This is a genomic window from Finegoldia sp. BIOML-A2 (assembly GCF_009678315.1).
In the GTDB taxonomy this organism is placed as follows: Bacteria; Bacillota; Clostridia; order Tissierellales; family Peptoniphilaceae; genus Finegoldia; species Finegoldia magna.
This window is the reverse complement of sequence record NZ_WKZE01000001.1, coordinates 21,768-40,188: the sequence shown is the minus strand read 5'-3', so window position 1 is coordinate 40,188 and position 18,421 is coordinate 21,768. Positions and strand designations below refer to the sequence as shown.

The window sequence follows — 18,421 nt, the reverse complement described above, 5'->3', positions numbered from 1 at the left end:
GGTAAATCCTTGCTCCGGATAGGGGCCAAATAGACCACAAGGAGGTGTCATATGAATAAATATGAATTAGTGCTAATCTTTAAGCCAGAATTATCAGAAGAAGACAGAAATACTGTATTCTCAAGAATTCAACAAGTAATTGACGAAAATGGTAAACTTGAAGAAGTTCACGATTGGGGAAAAAGAAAATTAGCTTATGAAATTAACTACATTAAAGAAGGATACTATTATATTGTAAACTTCGATTTAGATCCACAATTTGTTAAGGAAATCGAAAGAAGATGTAGATTATTCGACCAAATCATTAGATACATGGTTGTTAGAGTAGACGAACAATAATCGTAAGAGGAGGAAATGTTTTGAATAATGTTAGTTTGATGGGTAGATTGACAAGAGACCCTGAAGTGAGATATTCAGCGAATACTCAATTAGCTAACGCTAGATTTAGTGTTGCTGTAGATAGAAGATTATCTAAAGAAAAAAGAATGGAAGCTGAAAACAACAATCAACCAACTGCGGATTTTATCAACTGCGTTGCTTTTGGAAGAACTGCAGAAGTTATTGGACAATATTTCCACAAAGGAAATAGAATTGCGATTACAGGTCACATTCAAACGGGATCTTATGAAAACCAACAAGGACAAAGAATTTATACAACTGATGTAATTGTCGATCAATTTGATTTTGTTGAATCAAGTAATTCACAACCAAATTCAGGTAACTATCAAGGTTACAACAATAACCAATCATTCAACAATAATTCTTTCCAAAACAATAATTTCCAAAATTCAAACGATATTCATAAGAGTAATGACGATTTCGGAATGGGAGACAATGCAGTTCCGACTGATATTGACGAACTTCCATTCTAATAGTAGGAGGTTTTAAAGATATGCAAAGAAGATTTAGACCTAGAAAAAAGATAGATCCATTCCAAAAGGATAAAACAAAAGTTATTGATTATAAAGATGTAAATATGCTTAAAAACTATATCAGCGAAAGAGGTAAGATTTTACCAAGAAGAGTAACTGGATTAAACGCAAAACATCAAAGACAAATAACTGATGCTATCAAAAAAGCTAGACAAGTTGCACTATTACCATACAGTGCTGAATAAGACAAAATTAAGCTACCTTGATGGTAGCTTTTTTTACATATAAGGAGATATAAATGAGTTTAAAAATTGAAAAAACAACAACACCAAAACAAAAATACTCTAATAGTGAAGAATTGGGATTTGGAAAAATATTTACAGATCACATGTTAGTAATAGATTACGACAAAGAAAAAGGTTGGCACGATGAAAGGATAATTCCATATCAAAATATTTGTCTTGATCCTTCTTCTATGGTTTTTCATTACGGACAAACTGTTTTTGAAGGAATGAAAGCTTATAAAAATGACGGCAAAGTATATTTGTTTAGACCATTAGAAAATTTAAAAAGATTAAATAAAAGCAATGATAGATTGTGTATTCCACAAATCGATGAAGAAAAAGTTTTGGAATATTTGTACAAATTTGTCGATTTGGAAAGAGATTGGATACCTGAAGAAGAAGGTTGCTCATTGTATATCAGACCTTTTATCATTGCAACTGATGCACAATTAGGAGTAAAAGTTAGTAATGAATACAAACTTATCATAATAGCTTCTCCAAGCGGATCTTATTACAAAAATGGTTTGAGCCCTGTTAGTATTTATGTAGAAAAAGATTATGTGAGAGCTGTAAGAGGCGGAATGGGAATGGCAAAAACTGGTGGAAATTATGCTGCTAGCATGAAAAGCCAAGATATTGCTCACGACAGGGGTTATTCACAAGTTTTATGGCTAGACGGTGTGGAAAGAAAATACATCGAAGAAGTAGGTGCGATGAATATATTCTTTGTATTAAAAAATAGGGTTATAACTCCAATGATTAATGGAAGTATTTTGGAAGGAATAACTAGAAAATCTGTTATCGAATTACTAAGACACGAAGGTATGGAAGTTTCAGAAGAAAGAATTTCTATTGACGATATCGTAGATTATTACAAAAATGGAGAGCTTCTAGAAATATTTGGAACCGGAACTGCAGCTGTTATCAGTCCAGTTGGAAAGCTATTGTATGATGAATATGAAATGATTATTAACGATGGTCAAATCGGAAAGACTAGCCTTCACGTTTACGAAACATTAACTAATTTACAATTTGGAAAGATTGAAGATAACTTTAATTGGAGAGTTGAGATTTAAACGTTAAAGTCATTTTCCAAATAATTTTATCTTGTATTTATGGTATAATGAATACGATAAGTAATATTTGTCAGAGGAGTTAAAATGAATAAATACAGAAATATAGTATTGGCAATTTTAGATGCTATAATTATTAATATATCGTACGTTGTAGGATTGCTTTTAAGATTTGACGGACAAGTACCTCCAAGATACATGAGTTACTATCTTAAGTATGCAGCCGTAGTTACAATAATACAAATTTTGATACTTTTTATTTTCAAAATGTACAAGGTAATGTGGAGGTATGCAACATTTGAAGACTACCTAAAAGCTGGTGTATACACTGTTATTGCGAGTGTTGGTTCATCATTGTTTTTAATTTTGGTAAAATCAACTCTTCCAAGATCAAGCTTTTTGATTGCACTTGTTTTTGAAGTTATTTTGATTTTAATAGTTCGTATGATTGCAAGAACTCAAACTGATAAAAAATCAGCTGTTGAACAGACTATAGAAGGACAAGTTAATTCAATGGTAATAGGAGCAGGAGCTGCTGGAGTTTTAATTGTACGTGAAATGTTAAATCATCCTGAAATGAAATCCAAACCTGTGTGTATAATCGACGACGATAATACGAAAATAAACAAAAGCATATCTTCAGTTCCGGTTGTTGGAAACACAAGTGATATTATTAAAAAGGCACATGAGTACAACGTTGAAGAAATTGTTCTAGCGATACCAACTATAGATTCAGAACGAAAGAAACAAATTCTTAATGAATGCGAAAAGCTTAATGCAAAAGTTAAAATAATGCCTGGTTATTATGAATTTATAGATTCCAAGGTTGATTTGAAAGATTTAAGAGATGTTCAAATCGAAGACTTGCTTGGACGTGACCAAGTAGTATTGGACAAAGAAATCCTTAATGAATTTTTGAACAATAAAGTCGTAATGGTAACTGGCGCAGGTGGATCAATAGGTAGTGAGCTTTGTAGACAAATATTAAAATATAAACCAAAAAAATTGGTGATGATTGATATCTATGAAAACACTACTTATGATATACAAAATGAAATTTTGAGAAATGATCATGATGCACCTATTGATGTTATTATAGAATCAATTAGAAACTTTGACAGAATGAACGCTATATTTGGAATTCACAAACCAGATGTAGTATTTCATGCAGCAGCTCATAAACATGTTCCTTTAATGGAACATTCACCACAAGCAGCAGTCCTTAACAATGTATTTGGTACAAAAAACATTATAGATTGTTGCGATATTCATAACGTTAAGAAATTTGTTTTGATATCCACAGATAAGGCGGTTAATCCGACATCTGTAATGGGTTGCACAAAGAGAATTTGTGAGCTATTAGTACAATCTAAAAATCAAATTTCTAAAACAGAGTATGTGGCAGTTAGATTTGGAAACGTGCTTGGATCAAATGGATCAGTAATTCCGTTATTCAAAAAGCAAATACAAGAAGGTGGACCAGTTACTGTTACTCATAAGGATATTATCAGATATTTCATGACAATACCTGAAGCTTGCCAATTGGTTATGCAAGCAGGTGCTATGGCTGAAGGTGGGGAAATATTTGTATTAGATATGGGAGATCCTGTAAAAATAGTAGATTTGGCGAAAAAACTTATCAAATTATCTGGTTTAGAATTAGACAAAGACATCAAGATAAAATTTACAGGACTTAGACCAGGGGAAAAACTTTACGAAGAAACTTTAATAGAAGCGAACAATATAAGCAAGACAAAATATGATATGATATTTGTAGAAGAACCGGTGGTTCACGATATTGATAAATTATCTAACGATTTAGTAGATTTGAAGAAAACTACTGAACAAAACTCTAAGTTAGTAATTGTAAATCAGTTACAAAAAATCGTACCAAATTATACTCCGGATGTAGAACATCAATAAGAGAGGTGGAATATGGCTGATAATAGAAAAAAATCAAGTTATAGTGATATTAATAAAAAATACGATTTTTCAAGCGGAAGAGTTTCGGAAAGCGAAATGAGACGCAGAAAGAAAAATGCCGAAAAAAATCGTAGAGAAATAAGAAGACAAAGAAATAGCTACAACCACGAACAGGATATGGGCAAAACAATAGTTTTGACTCCAGAAATGGTTGAAATGGAAAGAAAAAGAATAGCTAGACAAAAAAGACTAGCTAGAAAGAAAAAGCTGATGCGTAGAAGAATTATATCGGCTATTGTGGCAATAGTTTTGATACTTTTAATAGTTTTCGCGGTTAAGAAGGTTGCAAATAAAAATAACGCAAAACCAAAACAACAAACAACAATAACTAACCAAACACCAGTAAAACCACAACCGATTGTTCAATCATTAGTTAAGTTCTCAAAGACAAATAAAATGACTAATTTGTATGAAAAGAGCGAAAAAGTATCCACTGTCCTTGAACAAATCCCTAACAATGCATATGTAAAGTATTACTCAGATCAAGGAGATTTCTCATACGTAGTGTATAATGGGAAAAAAGGATATATTTTAAAATCTGATTTGTCAGATATAGAAAACAAAAATCAATTCAAAGTAATAAAAGGCGTTTTGATTGTAAACAGTGACTACACATTGCCATCAGATTACGATCCAGGAATTGATGAAGATGCTCGTAAATCATTTACTTTAATGGTTAATGATGCAAACAATGACGGTGTAATACTAAGAAGTGTTAGCGATTATAGATCATTCGAACAACAATCTAAGTTAGAAGATGTAGAAGATGTAAAATTTGTAAAAGCTGGTACTTCTGAACATCAAACAGGGCTTGCTTATGATTTGATAGGTGAAGATTACACACTTAAATACAAATTAGATTTCTCAAAATCAAAAGAATACAAGTGGTTGATGGACAATGCTTATAAATACGGTTTTGTGTTGAGATATCCTGAAGGAAAGAAAGATACTACAGGATTAAGCTTTGCTCCATGGCATTTTAGATATGTAGGAATTGATTTGGCGAAAATCATTCACGATCAAAATTTGACATTGGAAGAATACCTTAAAGTTGCAGATGAAAATGTAACAAACACAGACAACAACAAAGAAGATAGCGACAAACAAAACAACGAAGAAAAAGAACCATCAAATTCTGAAGAAAACTCTGAGAGAAAAACAGACAATGATAACTCAAATAATAACAGAGATAATTCTGATAATGAAAACTCAGAGAACTCCGATAGGAAGAGAAACAATCAAAATTCTGAAGATAATGGACAAAATAATAATCAAAATGACAGAGATAACGACAACAACGACAACAATGATAACAATGATTAGAGGTGAAATATGATTTATTTAAACAATGAAAACTTTGATGAAGAAGTAATTCAAGCAAAAGGCAAAATTTTGGTGGATTTCTATGCGGATTGGTGTGGACCATGCCAAGGACTTGCTCCAATAATTGAAGAAATTGATGAAGAAAACAATGACGAAAACATCAAAATCTGTAAACTAAATGTCGATGGAGCACAAGAAATTTCCAGAAAATACAAAGTAATGAGTATTCCTACAATATTAGTATTTGAAGATGGAGAAATCATAAAATCTACTGTAGGTATGGTTGAAAAAGAATATATCTTGGATATGCTAAAATAACAAATCAAATATAAACAAATGAGAACTAATCTAGGACAAATAGATTAGTTCTTTTTAAAAAGTAAAAAATCGAAGAAAACACTTATATTTTTAAGAAAAAAATTGTATAATAATGGTGAGATAGAATATAAAGAAATTGTAAATTTTATGTAAAAACTTACAAATATTTTAAGTTATAAAATTATGGAGGTATATTATGATAAACAAAAAAATAATTAGCATAGGTGCAGGAATAATAGCTGGAGCTATTGGTGGAAAAGTTTTGAATTCAAAGCTAGCTAAAAAAGCTGCTGTTAGTACAGTTGTTGGAGGATTAAAAGTTAAAGAATCTATCGATAAAACTGTTGAAAATATTAGAGTTTCTGCAGAGGATGTTATTGCAGAAGCAAAAGATGTAAAAGAAAGAGAAGAAAAAGAAGAAGCTAAGAAAAACGATGAAATGGACATCGAAAAAGTAGCTGAAGAACAAGAAGAAAAAACTGAAGAAAAAGTTGAAGATAAAAAAGAGGAAGAAAATAAATAATGAGAGCGTCAATAGCCCACAGAATAAAGGGCAGATGCCGTTTTGTTTATGAAGATAATTTAAAAAAAGAAAATCTTAATAAACTTAAATATTGTATAGAAGAAGTTAGTGGAGTGAGATCATGTAAGATTTCACTTCTTACTAATTCTATTACTGTTAGTTATGATGAAAACTGTGTTTCGAAATTGGCGAAGTTTATTCTTGATTTAGATATGGATACAATTGAGAATACATCAATAGATAATGTAGATTTTCAAGCACAATCAGAAAATGATTTGTTTAATATTCTGAGAAATGCGATGTATCGAAGAATCTTTTTCAAATATATGCTTCCTGCTCCAATAGGAACAGTTGCATTGTTCTTTAGAGCTTATCCGTTTATAAAAAATGGAATTAAATCTTTACTCAATAGAAAACTAAATGTTGAATTGTTGGATGCAACAGCTATTTCTGTATCTCTTGCAACAAGACAGTTTGCAGATGCTGCAAATATTATGTTCTTGTTAGGATTAGGTGAAGAAATAGAAGATTATACAATGAAAAAATCTCAGGAAAATTTGGCACATTCTTTGGCATTGAATATAGATAATGTATTTGTCATTGAAAATGACGAAAAAATCATTAAAAATATTAAAGATGTTGAAATTGGAGATATTGTCGAAGTTGAAATGGGTAATAGTATTCCTGTTGATGGAAAAGTCATTAAGGGTGTTGCCATGGTTAACGAATCTTCATTCACTGGAGAATCAAATCCTGTCAAGAAAACGTCGGGTAGTGTTGTATTTGCTGGAACTGCAATTGAAGAAGGTTCTATTCTAATCGAAACGGCGAAAAAACACGATGATTCAAGATTATCTCATATTATCAGTTTGATTTCAGAAAGTGAAAAGAACAAGTCACTCGCTCAAAAGAAAGCTGAGAACACGGCTGATAGTCTTGTGAAGTATTCATTTATAGGCACAGCATTGACTTATTTATTCACAAGAAATCTTCAAAAAGCTAAGTCCTTCTTAATGGTGGATTTCTCATGTGCATTAAAATTAACTATTCCAATTGCCGTAATGAAGGCGATTAGTCAAGCATCTGAAGAAAAAATCCTTGTAAAGGGCGGAAAATATTTGGAAAACTTGTCTGAAGCAAATACAATCGTGTTTGACAAAACTGGTACGTTGACAAAATCTGAGCCAAGAGTAGCAAAAGTAATAGCTCTCGATAAAATTTCGGAAAATGAGTGCTTAAGAATAGCGGCTTGTCTGGAAGAACATTTCCCACATTCGATTGCTAAAGCTGTGGTTGAACACGCAAAGCATAAAAATTTGAAGCACGAAGAAATGCACTCTAAACCAGAGTACATTGTTGCTCACGGAATCAGAACTAAGATTGTTGACAAGGATGCCTTGATTGGATCTGAACATTTTATTCTTGATGATGAGGGAATAAAAATTAATGATGAAACAAAACAAATTATAGATAAATTAAAAGAAGATTATTCGCTATTGTACTTGGCATTTGCCGGTAGATTAATCGCTGTAATTTGTATTGAAGATCCTCTAAGAGATGAGGCTTGTGATGTTGTAAAATCATTGAGAGATTTGTCGTTTAAAAACATCACGATGTTAACTGGCGATGCAGAAAATTCTGCTCACAGTGTTGCTTCACTATTGGATTTGGATTATTATCAATCACAAGTTTTACCTGAAGATAAGCAAAACTATATCTTGCAAGAAAAAGAAAAGGGAAATAAGGTTGTAATGATTGGCGATGGTATTAACGATTCTGTTGCATTATCTAGCGCAGATGTGGGAATTTCAATGCATCAAGGAGCAGATATTGCGAAGGAAATCTCGGATATTTCGATTGGATCAGACAGCTTAGAAGGGCTTGTTGATGTTGTAAAATTATCAAAAGCTATGAAAAATAGAATTGATTCTGATTATAGACAAATCGTAGGATTCAATTCAACTTTGATAATATTAGGAGTTATGGGAATATTGACCAATACTTCATCGGCACTCCTTCACAATTTATCAACGGTTATGATTGCCGGTAGAAATATGAATAAATACAAAATATAATTTAAATAAAAAAATCTCGTAATCGACAAATGTAATGCCTCTTTAAATCCGGACACGGAAATAAGGGGGCAGTACAAAATCGGTTACGAGATTTTTGTTTATTAATCTTTAATATTTTGTATACTTTTCGAAAGTATTATCAATTTTTTGTATGATATAATTTATTAAAGTGATTTTAAGGCTTCTATAGCTTTGTCGTAATCAGGGTGATTTGTATTTTCTTTCACGTATTCAACGTATTTAACTTCGTTGTTTTCATCTAAAATTACAATACCTCTGTTAAGAAGACGGAATTCTTCCATAACGAAACCATACTTCAAACCAAAATCTAAATCTTTGTGATCGCTTAGGACTAATAGGTTGTCGATTCCTTCAGCTGCACAGAATCTTGATTGTGCAAATGGTAAATCACAGCTAATTGTAAATAGAATTGTGTTGTCAAATTCACTAGCTTTTTTGTTGAATTCTTTTGTTTGGAATTCGCAAACACCAGTATCAATTGATGGTACTACAGAAATTAATTTTTTCTTTCCATCGTAATCAGATAATTTTACTGGTTTTAATTCTGCGTTTAAGCAAGTGAAATCTTGCGCTTTATCTCCTACGTTTACTTTAGTTCCTAATAATGTTACAGGGTTGTTTCCAAATGTTGTTTCTTGTCTTTTGTCCATGTTATAGACCTCCTTATAATTACATTTCTAATTCACAATGTTTTATACCCAAAAATTTATTTAAATAAACAAGAGGAGTTGATTTTAATGAGCACAGCTACAATTATTATTGTATTAATTAGCGTTGCGATTTTGGCGTTATTCTTTAAGATTTCTTTTAAATTGGGGATGCATGCCCTTTCTGGTTTTGTAGGAATTTTTGTTTTAAATATTTTCTTAAGTTTTTTTAATATGCATATTCCGTATAATTTAGTTGATATGTTAATTGTCGGTATTTTTGGAGTTCCGGGATTGATTGTTTTATTTTTATATTCCTTTGTTATCTAGCAAGAAATTATCAACTAAAATATTAAATTTGTTGCGAAGAAATCACTTATTTGGTATAATTAATAGAGATTTTAGATTACTTAGGAGGAAAATTAATGACTAACTATAAATTAGATATGCAAAAAAGAGACAAAGTTGGCTCTAATGCAGTTAGAAAATTAAGAGTAAAAGAAATGGTTCCAGGAGTTATTTATGGAAAAGACTTAGAACCAATTAATGTATGTGTTGATGAAAAAGAGTTAAGAAAAGTTCACTTAATGGCAGGAACTTCAAGCTTAATCGATGTTAAAGTTGATGGTGAAGATCACACTGTAATCATAAGAGAAGTTCAAAAGCATCCATTTAAAAATCAATATGTTCACGTTGATTTCAAAGCAATCAAAATGGGAGAAGTTGCAAACTTTACTATTCCAGTTGTATTAGAAGGAAGAGATGAAATCAGAGTTCAACCATCTGTATTGATGCAATTCTTGGACGAAATCGAAATCGAATGTTTACCAAAGAACTTACCAAACGAAGCTGTTGTATCAGTTATTGATATGCAAATTGGCGATACTTTCGAAGTAAAGGATTTGGATGTATTCAAAAATGCTGACATAACAGTTCTTGAAGACGAAACTGAAGCAGTATGTTCATTATCTGAACCAAAAGAAGAAGTAATTGATGATGAAGATGAAGAAGTATCTGCAGATGTTCCAACAGTTGGTGAAACTGAAGAAGAAGACGAAGAATAATAAATAGAAAAAATAAAGCGAGTTAACTCGCTTTTTTTATAGGATAAATTATGTTTATTACTTTTGAAGGTCCTGACGGCAGTGGGAAATCAACCATAATTCAAAAAGTTTACGATTATTTAATCGAGAATAATTACGATGTAATTAAAACTAGAGAGCCTGGTGGAAGTCCCATTGCTGAAAAGATCAGGAATTTGATACTTGATACTGAAAACACCGAAATGGGTTATAGAACGGAAGCTTTGTTATATGCGGCTTCTAGGGCACAACATGTTGAAGAAACAATTTTACCTGCATTAAACGAAAATAAAATTGTTTTGTGTGACAGATTTCTTATATCTTCCCTTGCATACCAAGGTGTAGGAAGAGATTTAGGAATTGAAAATGTTAGAAAGATAAACGAATTTGCTATAAATGGAGTGTTTCCTGATTTTGTTTTGTTTTTTGATGTTGATCCTATTACTACTTTGAAGAGAAAATCTTCTTTGGATACGGCAGATAGACTTGAAAAAGAGGGTAATAATTTCCATGAAAGGGTATATAATGGATATAAAGAGATTCTAAATTCTGAAAAGAATATAGAAATTATTGATGCAACTCAATCTGTAGAAGACGTATTTAGTCAATGTATAAAAGTTTTAAAAAGGAGAAATGTTTTATGAAACTAGTTGTTGCAATTGTTCAAGATCAAGATGTATATAATTTAAATGCAGATCTTACTGAAGCTGGTTTTAGAATTACAAAGTTGGCTTCAACTGGCGGATTTTTGAAGACAGGAAACAGCACTTTGTTAATAGGTACTGAAGATGAAAATGTAGATAAATGTTTGGAAATCATTGAAAATGATTGCAAATCAAGAGAAACTACAACTTCAATGCTTTCTGTTAGTATGCCAGGAACTAACTACATATCATATCCTGTAGAGGTTATGGTAGGTGGAGCTACTGTATTTTTACTAGAAGTAGATAAGTATTTGAGATTTTAGGTGATTTTATGAAACTTATAGTTGTAATTATGGAAGATGACTTGAGCCATATTCTTTCAAAAGAATTGTTGGAGAACAAAATTTCTTCTACTAAATTATCATCAACAGGTGGTTTTTTGAAAAAAGGAAATACTACAATGTTGATAGGTACTGATGTGGAAAAAGAACAATCTATTTTAGATTTGATTAAAAAAGTATGTGACGAAAATGATATTGAGTCTGATAATGAATCAAAGGCTAATATTTTCGTTATGGATTTAGAGGATTTTAAAAAGTTTTAATGTTACCGAAAAACAAAACTTTGATAAATCAAGTCAAGAATAATAAAATTTCTAACCAATATTTACTATATGGTGAGAATTTAAGCGAAATAAATTATGATGCTGAGGCTTTGATATACAATTTACTTGTTAGTAATTCAAATTTGAAGTTGAAGTTTGACAGAGATAAGTTATCCGATCTGTTGGTTATAGAACCTGAGAAAAATTCTATAACCATAGACAAAATCAGAGATATTTCAAAATTTGTATCCACAAAGCCTTTTGAATCTAATAACAAGGTCGTGTTGATAAAACAGGCTGATTTGATGAGGACAGAGGCTTCTAACGCTCTTTTAAAAAATTTGGAAGAGCCAAAGCCTTTTGTGTATTTTATATTACTTACAGACAATAAGAATAAACTTCTCAAAACTATTATTTCCAGATGCCAAGTAATTAATTATCTAAGTGAAAAAGAAAATGAAGAATTTGATTATACGATAGCTTTGGACATTTTGGATAAATCTATGGGGCAAAATCTTCTTACAATGTTAGATTCTAAGGAATATTTGTCAGATTTTCAAAAAGACACAGATGTATTGTTTGATTTTTTGATGGAGTTTTATTCGTCGTTTTTGAAATTTGTGAAGACTAAGGACGAGTCTTCTTTGAATAAAGATTTTGTGAAATTGTACAAGAAATATCCAAAGGCTAATGAGAGAATTATCGTGGATACTTTGGACAAGATTGAGTCTGTAAGAGGATATTTTAAAGTTAATGCGAATTTTGAGCTTTCTATGGAAGAGCTTTTATTGTATATAATGGAGGAAAACTATGCTTGATGCAACTGGTGTTAGTTTTAGACAAGCTGGTAAAGTGTATTACTTCGACTCCAATAATCTTCAATATAAACTAGGAGATCATGTAATTGTAGAGACTGCTCGTGGTATTGAGTATGGGGTTGTTGTAAAAGAAAATTTTGAAATTAATGAAAAAGAATTATCGTCTGATCTTAAACCAATTATAAGATTGGCCGATAGTGCAGATGATTATATTTATATGGAAAATAAGAAGAAAGCTAAGGAATCTATCGAAGTCTGCAAAGAAAAGGTAAAAGAATTCGGCTTGGATATGAAATTAGTGGACTGTGAATATACATTTGATAACAATAAGGTTATTTTTTATTTTACTTCAGATGAAAGAGTTGATTTTAGGGAATTAGTAAAAGAATTAGCGAGAATTTTCAGAATCAGAATAGAATTGAGACAAATTGGAGTGAGAGATCAAGCAAAGATTGCAGGAGGAATTGGTCCTTGTGGTCAAAGATGCTGCTGCAACAGATATATGAGAAATTTCAATCCAGTTAGTATCAAAATGGCAAAAGACCAATCATTATCTCTCAATCCTTCAAAAATCAGTGGACTTTGTGGAAGACTTATGTGTTGTTTGAATTATGAGCAAGAAGGCTATGAGTGCAAATTAAAGAAAATGCCACACGTTGGTCAAAAAGTTACTACTGAGATGGGCGAAGGAGTTGTGACTGAAACTAATACTCTTTTGGAATCTGTGAAAGTAAAAGTGATGACAGAGGATGAAACAGAAGAATTAATTCAAGTAAATGTAGACGAACTAATCGATTTTAATAAGTGCGGTGGATGTAATCATAAATGTCATTAAACACTTGCATTTATTCTAATAGTGTGTAATAATGATTGTAGAGCATAAATACATAATACGCTCTAAAATTACAAGGGGGTAAAGCAATATGGCTTATAAAATTTCTGACGATTGTATCGCTTGCGGACAATGTAAACCTGAATGTCCAGTAGATTGTATTTCTGAAGGGGACATTTATACAATTGATCAAGACGCATGTATCGATTGTGGTTCTTGTGCTGACGTATGTCCAGTAGATGCTCCACATCAAGACTGCTAATTTTAGGGGAGAATTAGACTACTCATTTTTGAGTGGTCTATTTTTTTAATATGAAAAGAGAACATTTTATACCAAAAACAGATTTAAAAATAATTGCTGATGATGAGAAATTTTCTTTTACGATTGATTCCATTTTACTCACAGATTTTGCAAAAATGAAAAAAGGCACCAATCTAATTGATATTGGCTGTGGGACGGGAATATTGATGTTGAGATGTAATGCAATGTATAATTTGTCAAAATGCATCGGAATTGAAATTCAAAAAGATGTTGCAGATATGTTGGTTGAAACAATCACGATTAATAATTTGGAAAATGTCGATATTATCAATGATGATTTTAAAAATGTCTACATCAAAAACGATTCAATCGACAATATAATAGTTAACCCTCCTTATCAAAAAAATGGTCATGGTATTTCTAATAAAAATACTAATTTTCACACATCGAGATACGATAATGAGATGAAATTGGAAGATTTATTTGAATTTGCTAAGTTAAAGCTCAAATCAAACAGGTCTTTGTTTATGATAAATAGATGTGAGAGATTGGTCGATTTATTAAGTATTGCAAGAAAATATAATATGGAAGCAAAGAGAATTAGGTTTGTGCAATCGAGAATTAATGATAAGCCCAATCTTGTCATGATACAATTTGTGAAAAATCAGAAACCTTTCTTGACTTTTGAGAAAAATCTGATTATTTACGATGGTGAAGACTACACGGAAGAAGTGATGAATATATATGGAATTACAAAAGTCTAAAATTTACGTCGTGCCTACTCCAATTGGAAACTTGGCAGATATGACTTTGAGGTCGTTGGACGTTTTGAAGAATGTGGATGTGATTTATTGCGAAGATACCAGAAATACATCGAAATTACTGAATTATTACGACATCAAAACGCCTCTTGTAAGTTATCACAAACATAACGAACAAAGCAGATCAGAAGAAATTATCGACAAAATTTTATTGGAAAATATAAATTGTGCGGTAGTAAGTGATGCGGGGATGCCTTCTATCAGTGATCCGGGACAAATTTTATTGGAAAAAGCTATTGATCGTGATGTCGATATTGAAGTGCTGCCAGGTGCAAGTGCTGCAATTACTGCTTTGGTGAGAAGTGGATTCGATAGTTTGCAATTTGCATTCTTAGGATTCGTACCTAGGAAAAACGCTGACAAAAATAAGTTTTACGAACAAATCAAAAACGCGACTATGACCACAATAATATACGAATCAGTTCATAGAATTGAGGCGACAGTGCAAGAACTCAGTGAGTTTTTGGAAGATAGAAAGATTTGTGTTTTAAGAGAACTAACGAAAATTCACGAGTCCGTTATGAAAGGGACTTGTGCTGAAGTTATCGAAATGTTAAAAAACGAAACTGTAAAAGGTGAATTTGTAATTGTAATCGACAAACTCATTGAAGAAGATGAAGATATAGATGTAAAAGAAAAACTTACAGAACTCATCAATGATGGAATGTCAAAAAAACAAGCAGTGAAAATCGTCAGCGATGTGTACGGTTTGAAGAAAAATGATGTCTACAAAGAGAGCTTAGAATTATGATTTCAAAAGATTTGATGGATGAAGTCTCTCATTTAAATGAGAGACTTAAAAATAGAAAAAATGTCTCTCGATTAAACAGAAAAGATGTAAGAAATTTAGTTACAAATGAGATTGGGAACATCAAAGTTTATGATAGATTTGATGTTAATAAGTTAAAAGAAATTAAAGAATCAGGTAGTATTTGCGTCGTAGATGGCTCAGTTAATAGAATCGGGGCAAATTATCCAAACTATGTGGAGTTTTTTCAGTCTATGGCTCTTCTAAGTTCTGATCAAGAACCTTTGGTTAAGGCGGATATTTTGTGTCCGTTGGTGGATGAATATTCGGAACGTGATCAATTCCAAATCTCAAAAGAAAAATTGTGTGCGACAGAACTTGCTGTAGCGATTGAAGCAGTTTCACATCACGACATCAAAATACTTATGATGGATGGAACTTTAATGAGATATAGCCTTGAAGCGGAAGATTTATATGAAGATTTGGTGAAACTTTGTGATATGAAAGGTGTTTTGTTAGTTGGAGTTGTCGAGGAAATCAGCACGAAGATTATCATGAACACTTTTAACGAAAATGATAATTATGTGGGGATGCTTTTCGACAGGGAAGCTTTGTTCAATGCATTGGATATGGATGAAGGGTTTGTCGTAAAAAACCATAAATCCAGAAAAGAAGAGTACAATATAGAACAAGCTTTCATCAGAACTTCCAAGGATCCTTGTGTAATAGCTATCGACATTCCTTCACAAAACATGGATGATTTTGATGAAATAATTTCTTTTGTGCTTACGATGTCCGATGAAAATACAAGAGGAGTGCCATTTTTGTTAGATTTGGTAGACAAGAAAACTAGGATTGACAACAAACAAGCTGAAATATTGGCGAAGAAATACTTGGATACAGAAATGTACCAATCGATATTTAGATCTCAAAGGAGTAAAAGAGTTATATAATGAATGATTTAGACTTTAGAGTAGTCGGAATGACCGACCAAATCGAATGTTTTGTAGCTAGTAAATACGATAGACTTAGAATCAATGAGTATATGATTGTGGAAGATATCAAACAAGGGGATATTTTGTGTCAAGTCACAGAAACTCACAGTGTTAATGAATTTATGGAGTCAAACACCGCCGATTCTTATATAACCAAAGAACAAATTCTAAAACTTCAAGCAGTAGGATACAACATTTCTGAAGGAATCAAATACATTTACAAATTCAGAGTGATGGACGATCCAGCATTTGCGATTGAAGCAGGATCTACAGTTAGAAAACCAAAGTTCGATGAGATTAAACACTTGTTTTATTCTGGTACAATTGACAAATCACTTGAAATAGGAATTATAAAAAATACTGAAGAGATTTATAAAACATGTCCCGTTGAATACAAAAATTTGCTTAAAATCATGGATTCTAACCAAAAAATCCACGACCAAGAAGAATTGGTGTATTTATTTAATTATTACAATATGATTGAATATCCGCATATTGGTATTTTTGGAGGATCAGGATCTGGTAAATCATACGGGCTGAGAGTAGTAATTGAAGAATTAATGAAAAAATATGTTCCTACGATAGTGTTTGATCCACATAATCAAATGGTATTTAAGGATAGAACGCTTGAAAATTATGGGGTTGATTTTTCTGACAAATTTGAAGTTTTAAAAGTTGGGGAAGATTTGGGGATTAATTTTCCTGATTTGAACAGATATGAGCTTATCAGTTTGATAGAAACACAAGGAGAACTCACGGAATCCATGAAATCTGCTTATGAAGCTATCCTTGATAAAGACGCAATAACACAATCGAGTGCTAATGCATTTTTGGATTATTTGACAACCATATCCAGAACCTTGTCAGATAAGGAAGATGACACGACGGGATACTATGAAAGATTTTCACAACTTGTAAACGTGGATTCACTTCAAGCTGTTATCAGGAGATTTAATAGATTACTGAACACAGATATATTTTTGAACACTTCACAAAAACTTTTCGAAGCATTAAAAGACGGTAAAACAGTTATCATACAGGGTACGCAAAAGATGCTAAATTTGTATGCATCGTACGCAGTAAATTCTTGTTACAGAAAAAGAAGAAGATATGTAGATGCTATGACAAACGAATATTTTCCGATTATTTGTATGGTTTTTGATGAAGCCCACAATTTCTGTGGCAGCGATCAAATATCTGTTACAAGAAGAATAATTAAAGAGATTGCCCAAGAAGGTAGAAAATACGGAGTGTTCCTAATATTAGCATCGCAAAGAATGGCCGCAATCGAGCAGACTACAATTGCACAGTTGTCTACAAAATTTATTTTTAGAATTTCAACCGAAAAGGACCTTGAAGTTATCAGAAAAGAAACTGATTTGTCATCTGAAGAAATACGAAGACTTCCATATCTATCAAATGGTGATGTATTCATTTCCCAAGCTCAAATCGGAAAAACATTATTTGCAAGAATTAGACTTGCATACACTACACAACCGAAATTTAAAAATCCTTTTGATGAAATGTATCGAATGCTGGAAATAAATGTTCAAAAGAAAAATGAATCGGATATGGAATTATTTAAAATGTTGAAAGAAGATAACGTATTTCCAATAACTCTTGATTTATTTAGGATTTGTAAGATTGTTGAAGAAAGACACAATATAAAACTGAGTGTTAGTGAATTGGAAGACAAATTAAATAAACTTAGCAATGATGGATATATTACCAAGAAAAAATCTATAATGGGAGAAAGTTACTATTTAAAAGAGGAGTAATATGAAAGTTAGTTTAAATACGAAAGTTATGAACGTTTTTTGTGGGACAAATTCAAAAATAAGATTGAACAAGTTATTCGATTATATGCTTGAATGTTCCATTAAACAGGAAGAAATTCTTAAAGAAGAGCTTAAAGATTTGAATGGGAGTTGGATTATATATCAATGGGATGTTGATATACATGACATGCCTGAAAGATTTGACGATTTGACAATACAAACTTACCACACTTATACTAGAAAATTCTACGCTTTTCGTAACTACGATGTTTTTAAAAACGGAGAACTAATTGTAAGAGCTAAAACAAAATGGCTACTTGTAAATCCTGAAAAGAAGCTTCCAATTAGGATAAGCGATACACTTGGAGAGATTTACGGAAGAGAAGATGGTTATGAAATAATAGAAAAAGATGTGGAAATGTTAGACGGCGATTATAAAAAGTGTGGCGAATATATTGTAAGAAAAACGGATATAGATTACAATTATCACGCAAACAATGCTAGATATATCGAATGGATTGAAAATTATCTGGACGATGACACAATTAAAAAGGTGGAAGTTGTATATAAGAAAGAACTTAAACTAGGTGAAAGTGTGGAGATTTATAGATTAGTAGAAGATTCCGTCATTTGTTTCAAATTAATTACAGATGGAGTTTTGAAAACAATTATAAAAATTACGAAATAAATTTTAACTCACAAAATGAATTTTTTGTTT

At 31.6% G+C, this 18,421-nt stretch carries 23 protein-coding genes; 22 read left to right on the top strand and 1 reads right to left on the bottom strand.

Features of this window, described 5'->3' with window-relative positions:
• The first annotated feature begins 51 nt into the window (after positions 1-51).
• From rpsF to GKF99_RS00135, 9 genes are all read left to right on the top strand, one after another.
• A complete protein-coding gene (rpsF, locus tag GKF99_RS00175) occupies positions 52-339 on the top strand; it encodes a 30S ribosomal protein S6 (protein WP_002835043.1) in 288 nt (95 codons plus the stop codon).
• Between the two features lie 20 nt (positions 340-359).
• Complete coding sequence (locus GKF99_RS00170; RefSeq protein WP_002835042.1) at positions 360-872, top strand: single-stranded DNA-binding protein; 513 nt, start codon at positions 360-362, stop codon at positions 870-872.
• Between the two features lie 20 nt (positions 873-892).
• On the top strand, positions 893-1,117 hold the full coding sequence (gene rpsR, locus GKF99_RS00165; RefSeq protein ID WP_002835041.1) for a 30S ribosomal protein S18: 225 nt from the start codon (positions 893-895) through the stop codon (positions 1,115-1,117).
• A gap of 53 nt (positions 1,118-1,170) precedes the next feature.
• Entirely contained in the window at positions 1,171-2,232 is a 1,062-nt protein-coding gene (locus GKF99_RS00160) for a branched-chain amino acid aminotransferase (RefSeq protein WP_154272231.1), read from the top strand.
• An 84-nt stretch (positions 2,233-2,316) separates the two neighbouring features.
• Entirely contained in the window at positions 2,317-4,152 is a 1,836-nt protein-coding gene (locus tag GKF99_RS00155) for a nucleoside-diphosphate sugar epimerase/dehydratase (RefSeq protein WP_154272230.1), read from the top strand.
• Positions 4,153-4,164: 12 nt separating this feature from the next.
• On the top strand, positions 4,165-5,535 hold the full coding sequence (locus GKF99_RS00150) for a D-alanyl-D-alanine carboxypeptidase family protein (RefSeq protein ID WP_154272229.1): 1,371 nt from the start codon (positions 4,165-4,167) through the stop codon (positions 5,533-5,535).
• Positions 5,536-5,544: 9 nt separating this feature from the next.
• On the top strand, positions 5,545-5,853 hold the full coding sequence (gene trxA, locus GKF99_RS00145) for a thioredoxin (protein ID WP_154272228.1): 309 nt from the start codon (positions 5,545-5,547) through the stop codon (positions 5,851-5,853).
• Positions 5,854-6,049: 196 nt separating this feature from the next.
• The gene (locus GKF99_RS00140; protein WP_102163629.1) at positions 6,050-6,376 is read left to right on the top strand and encodes a DUF6110 family protein; all 327 of its coding nucleotides are present in this window, start codon (positions 6,050-6,052) and stop codon (positions 6,374-6,376) included.
• Entirely contained in the window at positions 6,376-8,451 is a 2,076-nt protein-coding gene (locus GKF99_RS00135; protein ID WP_154271604.1) for a heavy metal translocating P-type ATPase, read from the top strand. The genes GKF99_RS00140 and GKF99_RS00135 overlap by 1 nt, the downstream gene beginning before the upstream one ends.
• Before the next feature lie 164 nt (positions 8,452-8,615).
• Here the strand turns inward: GKF99_RS00135 and tpx are convergent, their stop codons facing one another.
• Positions 8,616-9,122: a thiol peroxidase gene (gene tpx, locus GKF99_RS00130; RefSeq protein ID WP_094224926.1), complete on the bottom strand. Its 507-nt coding sequence runs from the start codon at positions 9,120-9,122 to the stop codon at positions 8,616-8,618.
• Positions 9,123-9,209: 87 nt separating this feature from the next.
• On the opposite strand from tpx, the gene GKF99_RS00125 reads away from it, so the two are divergent.
• The 13 genes from GKF99_RS00125 to GKF99_RS00065 all read left to right on the top strand — a co-directional run bounded on the left by GKF99_RS00125 (position 9,210) and on the right by GKF99_RS00065 (position 18,391).
• Positions 9,210-9,449, top strand: a complete 240-nt coding sequence (locus tag GKF99_RS00125) for a pro-sigmaK processing inhibitor BofA family protein (protein ID WP_154272227.1) — start codon at positions 9,210-9,212, stop codon at positions 9,447-9,449.
• 95 nt (positions 9,450-9,544) lie between these two features.
• Positions 9,545-10,183, top strand: coding sequence for a 50S ribosomal protein L25 (locus tag GKF99_RS00120; RefSeq protein ID WP_154272226.1), 639 nt, complete (start codon positions 9,545-9,547; stop codon positions 10,181-10,183).
• A 50-nt stretch (positions 10,184-10,233) separates the two neighbouring features.
• Positions 10,234-10,845, top strand: coding sequence for a dTMP kinase (gene tmk / locus GKF99_RS00115; protein WP_102163621.1), 612 nt, complete (start codon positions 10,234-10,236; stop codon positions 10,843-10,845).
• Positions 10,842-11,168 (top strand): cyclic-di-AMP receptor, encoded by a 327-nt coding sequence (locus GKF99_RS00110; protein ID WP_002837271.1) that lies wholly within the window; start codon positions 10,842-10,844, stop codon positions 11,166-11,168. The genes tmk and GKF99_RS00110 overlap by 4 nt, the downstream gene beginning before the upstream one ends.
• Before the next feature lie 8 nt (positions 11,169-11,176).
• Positions 11,177-11,449 (top strand): cyclic-di-AMP receptor, encoded by a 273-nt coding sequence (locus GKF99_RS00105; protein WP_002835026.1) that lies wholly within the window; start codon positions 11,177-11,179, stop codon positions 11,447-11,449.
• Positions 11,449-12,267 carry a DNA polymerase III subunit delta gene (locus GKF99_RS00100; protein WP_154272225.1) on the top strand — a complete coding sequence of 273 codons (819 nt, stop codon included), beginning with the start codon at positions 11,449-11,451 and terminating at the stop codon, positions 12,265-12,267. The genes GKF99_RS00105 and GKF99_RS00100 overlap by 1 nt, the downstream gene beginning before the upstream one ends.
• On the top strand, positions 12,260-13,102 hold the full coding sequence (locus GKF99_RS00095) for a stage 0 sporulation family protein (RefSeq protein WP_154272224.1): 843 nt from the start codon (positions 12,260-12,262) through the stop codon (positions 13,100-13,102). Before GKF99_RS00100 ends, GKF99_RS00095 begins: the two co-directional genes overlap by 8 nt.
• Before the next feature lie 88 nt (positions 13,103-13,190).
• On the top strand, positions 13,191-13,361 hold the full coding sequence (locus GKF99_RS00090; protein WP_002835022.1) for a 4Fe-4S binding protein: 171 nt from the start codon (positions 13,191-13,193) through the stop codon (positions 13,359-13,361).
• 50 nt (positions 13,362-13,411) lie between these two features.
• The gene (locus GKF99_RS00085; protein ID WP_094206016.1) at positions 13,412-14,125 is read left to right on the top strand and encodes a methyltransferase; all 714 of its coding nucleotides are present in this window, start codon (positions 13,412-13,414) and stop codon (positions 14,123-14,125) included.
• Entirely contained in the window at positions 14,106-14,933 is an 828-nt protein-coding gene (gene rsmI, locus GKF99_RS00080) for a 16S rRNA (cytidine(1402)-2'-O)-methyltransferase (RefSeq protein ID WP_094205994.1), read from the top strand. Before GKF99_RS00085 ends, rsmI begins: the two co-directional genes overlap by 20 nt.
• Complete coding sequence (locus GKF99_RS00075) at positions 14,930-15,883, top strand: DNA double-strand break repair nuclease NurA (protein ID WP_154272223.1); 954 nt, start codon at positions 14,930-14,932, stop codon at positions 15,881-15,883. Before rsmI ends, GKF99_RS00075 begins: the two co-directional genes overlap by 4 nt.
• Positions 15,883-17,703, top strand: a complete 1,821-nt coding sequence (locus GKF99_RS00070; RefSeq protein ID WP_154272222.1) for an ATP-binding protein — start codon at positions 15,883-15,885, stop codon at positions 17,701-17,703. Before GKF99_RS00075 ends, GKF99_RS00070 begins: the two co-directional genes overlap by 1 nt.
• Before the next feature lies 1 nt (position 17,704).
• A complete protein-coding gene (locus GKF99_RS00065; protein ID WP_094205991.1) occupies positions 17,705-18,391 on the top strand; it encodes an acyl-ACP thioesterase domain-containing protein in 687 nt (228 codons plus the stop codon).
• Positions 18,392-18,421: the final 30 nt, after the last annotated feature.

Coding starts and splice junctions, on each gene's coding strand:
- rpsF (WP_002835043.1), top strand. CDS start 52: ATGAATAAATATGAATTAGTGCTAATCTTTAAGCCAGAATTATCAGAA.
- rpsR (WP_002835041.1), top strand. CDS start 893: ATGCAAAGAAGATTTAGACCTAGAAAAAAGATAGATCCATTCCAAAAG.
- GKF99_RS00160 (WP_154272231.1), top strand. CDS start 1,171: ATGAGTTTAAAAATTGAAAAAACAACAACACCAAAACAAAAATACTCT.
- GKF99_RS00155 (WP_154272230.1), top strand. CDS start 2,317: ATGAATAAATACAGAAATATAGTATTGGCAATTTTAGATGCTATAATT.
- GKF99_RS00150 (WP_154272229.1), top strand. CDS start 4,165: ATGGCTGATAATAGAAAAAAATCAAGTTATAGTGATATTAATAAAAAA.
- trxA (WP_154272228.1), top strand. CDS start 5,545: ATGATTTATTTAAACAATGAAAACTTTGATGAAGAAGTAATTCAAGCA.
- GKF99_RS00140 (WP_102163629.1), top strand. CDS start 6,050: ATGATAAACAAAAAAATAATTAGCATAGGTGCAGGAATAATAGCTGGA.
- GKF99_RS00135 (WP_154271604.1), top strand. CDS start 6,376: ATGAGAGCGTCAATAGCCCACAGAATAAAGGGCAGATGCCGTTTTGTT.
- tpx (WP_094224926.1), bottom strand. CDS start 9,122: ATGGACAAAAGACAAGAAACAACATTTGGAAACAACCCTGTAACATTA.
- GKF99_RS00125 (WP_154272227.1), top strand. CDS start 9,210: ATGAGCACAGCTACAATTATTATTGTATTAATTAGCGTTGCGATTTTG.
- GKF99_RS00120 (WP_154272226.1), top strand. CDS start 9,545: ATGACTAACTATAAATTAGATATGCAAAAAAGAGACAAAGTTGGCTCT.
- tmk (WP_102163621.1), top strand. CDS start 10,234: ATGTTTATTACTTTTGAAGGTCCTGACGGCAGTGGGAAATCAACCATA.
- GKF99_RS00110 (WP_002837271.1), top strand. CDS start 10,842: ATGAAACTAGTTGTTGCAATTGTTCAAGATCAAGATGTATATAATTTA.
- GKF99_RS00105 (WP_002835026.1), top strand. CDS start 11,177: ATGAAACTTATAGTTGTAATTATGGAAGATGACTTGAGCCATATTCTT.
- GKF99_RS00100 (WP_154272225.1), top strand. CDS start 11,449: ATGTTACCGAAAAACAAAACTTTGATAAATCAAGTCAAGAATAATAAA.
- GKF99_RS00095 (WP_154272224.1), top strand. CDS start 12,260: ATGCTTGATGCAACTGGTGTTAGTTTTAGACAAGCTGGTAAAGTGTAT.
- GKF99_RS00090 (WP_002835022.1), top strand. CDS start 13,191: ATGGCTTATAAAATTTCTGACGATTGTATCGCTTGCGGACAATGTAAA.
- GKF99_RS00085 (WP_094206016.1), top strand. CDS start 13,412: ATGAAAAGAGAACATTTTATACCAAAAACAGATTTAAAAATAATTGCT.
- rsmI (WP_094205994.1), top strand. CDS start 14,106: ATGGAATTACAAAAGTCTAAAATTTACGTCGTGCCTACTCCAATTGGA.
- GKF99_RS00075 (WP_154272223.1), top strand. CDS start 14,930: ATGATTTCAAAAGATTTGATGGATGAAGTCTCTCATTTAAATGAGAGA.
- GKF99_RS00070 (WP_154272222.1), top strand. CDS start 15,883: ATGAATGATTTAGACTTTAGAGTAGTCGGAATGACCGACCAAATCGAA.
- GKF99_RS00065 (WP_094205991.1), top strand. CDS start 17,705: ATGAAAGTTAGTTTAAATACGAAAGTTATGAACGTTTTTTGTGGGACA.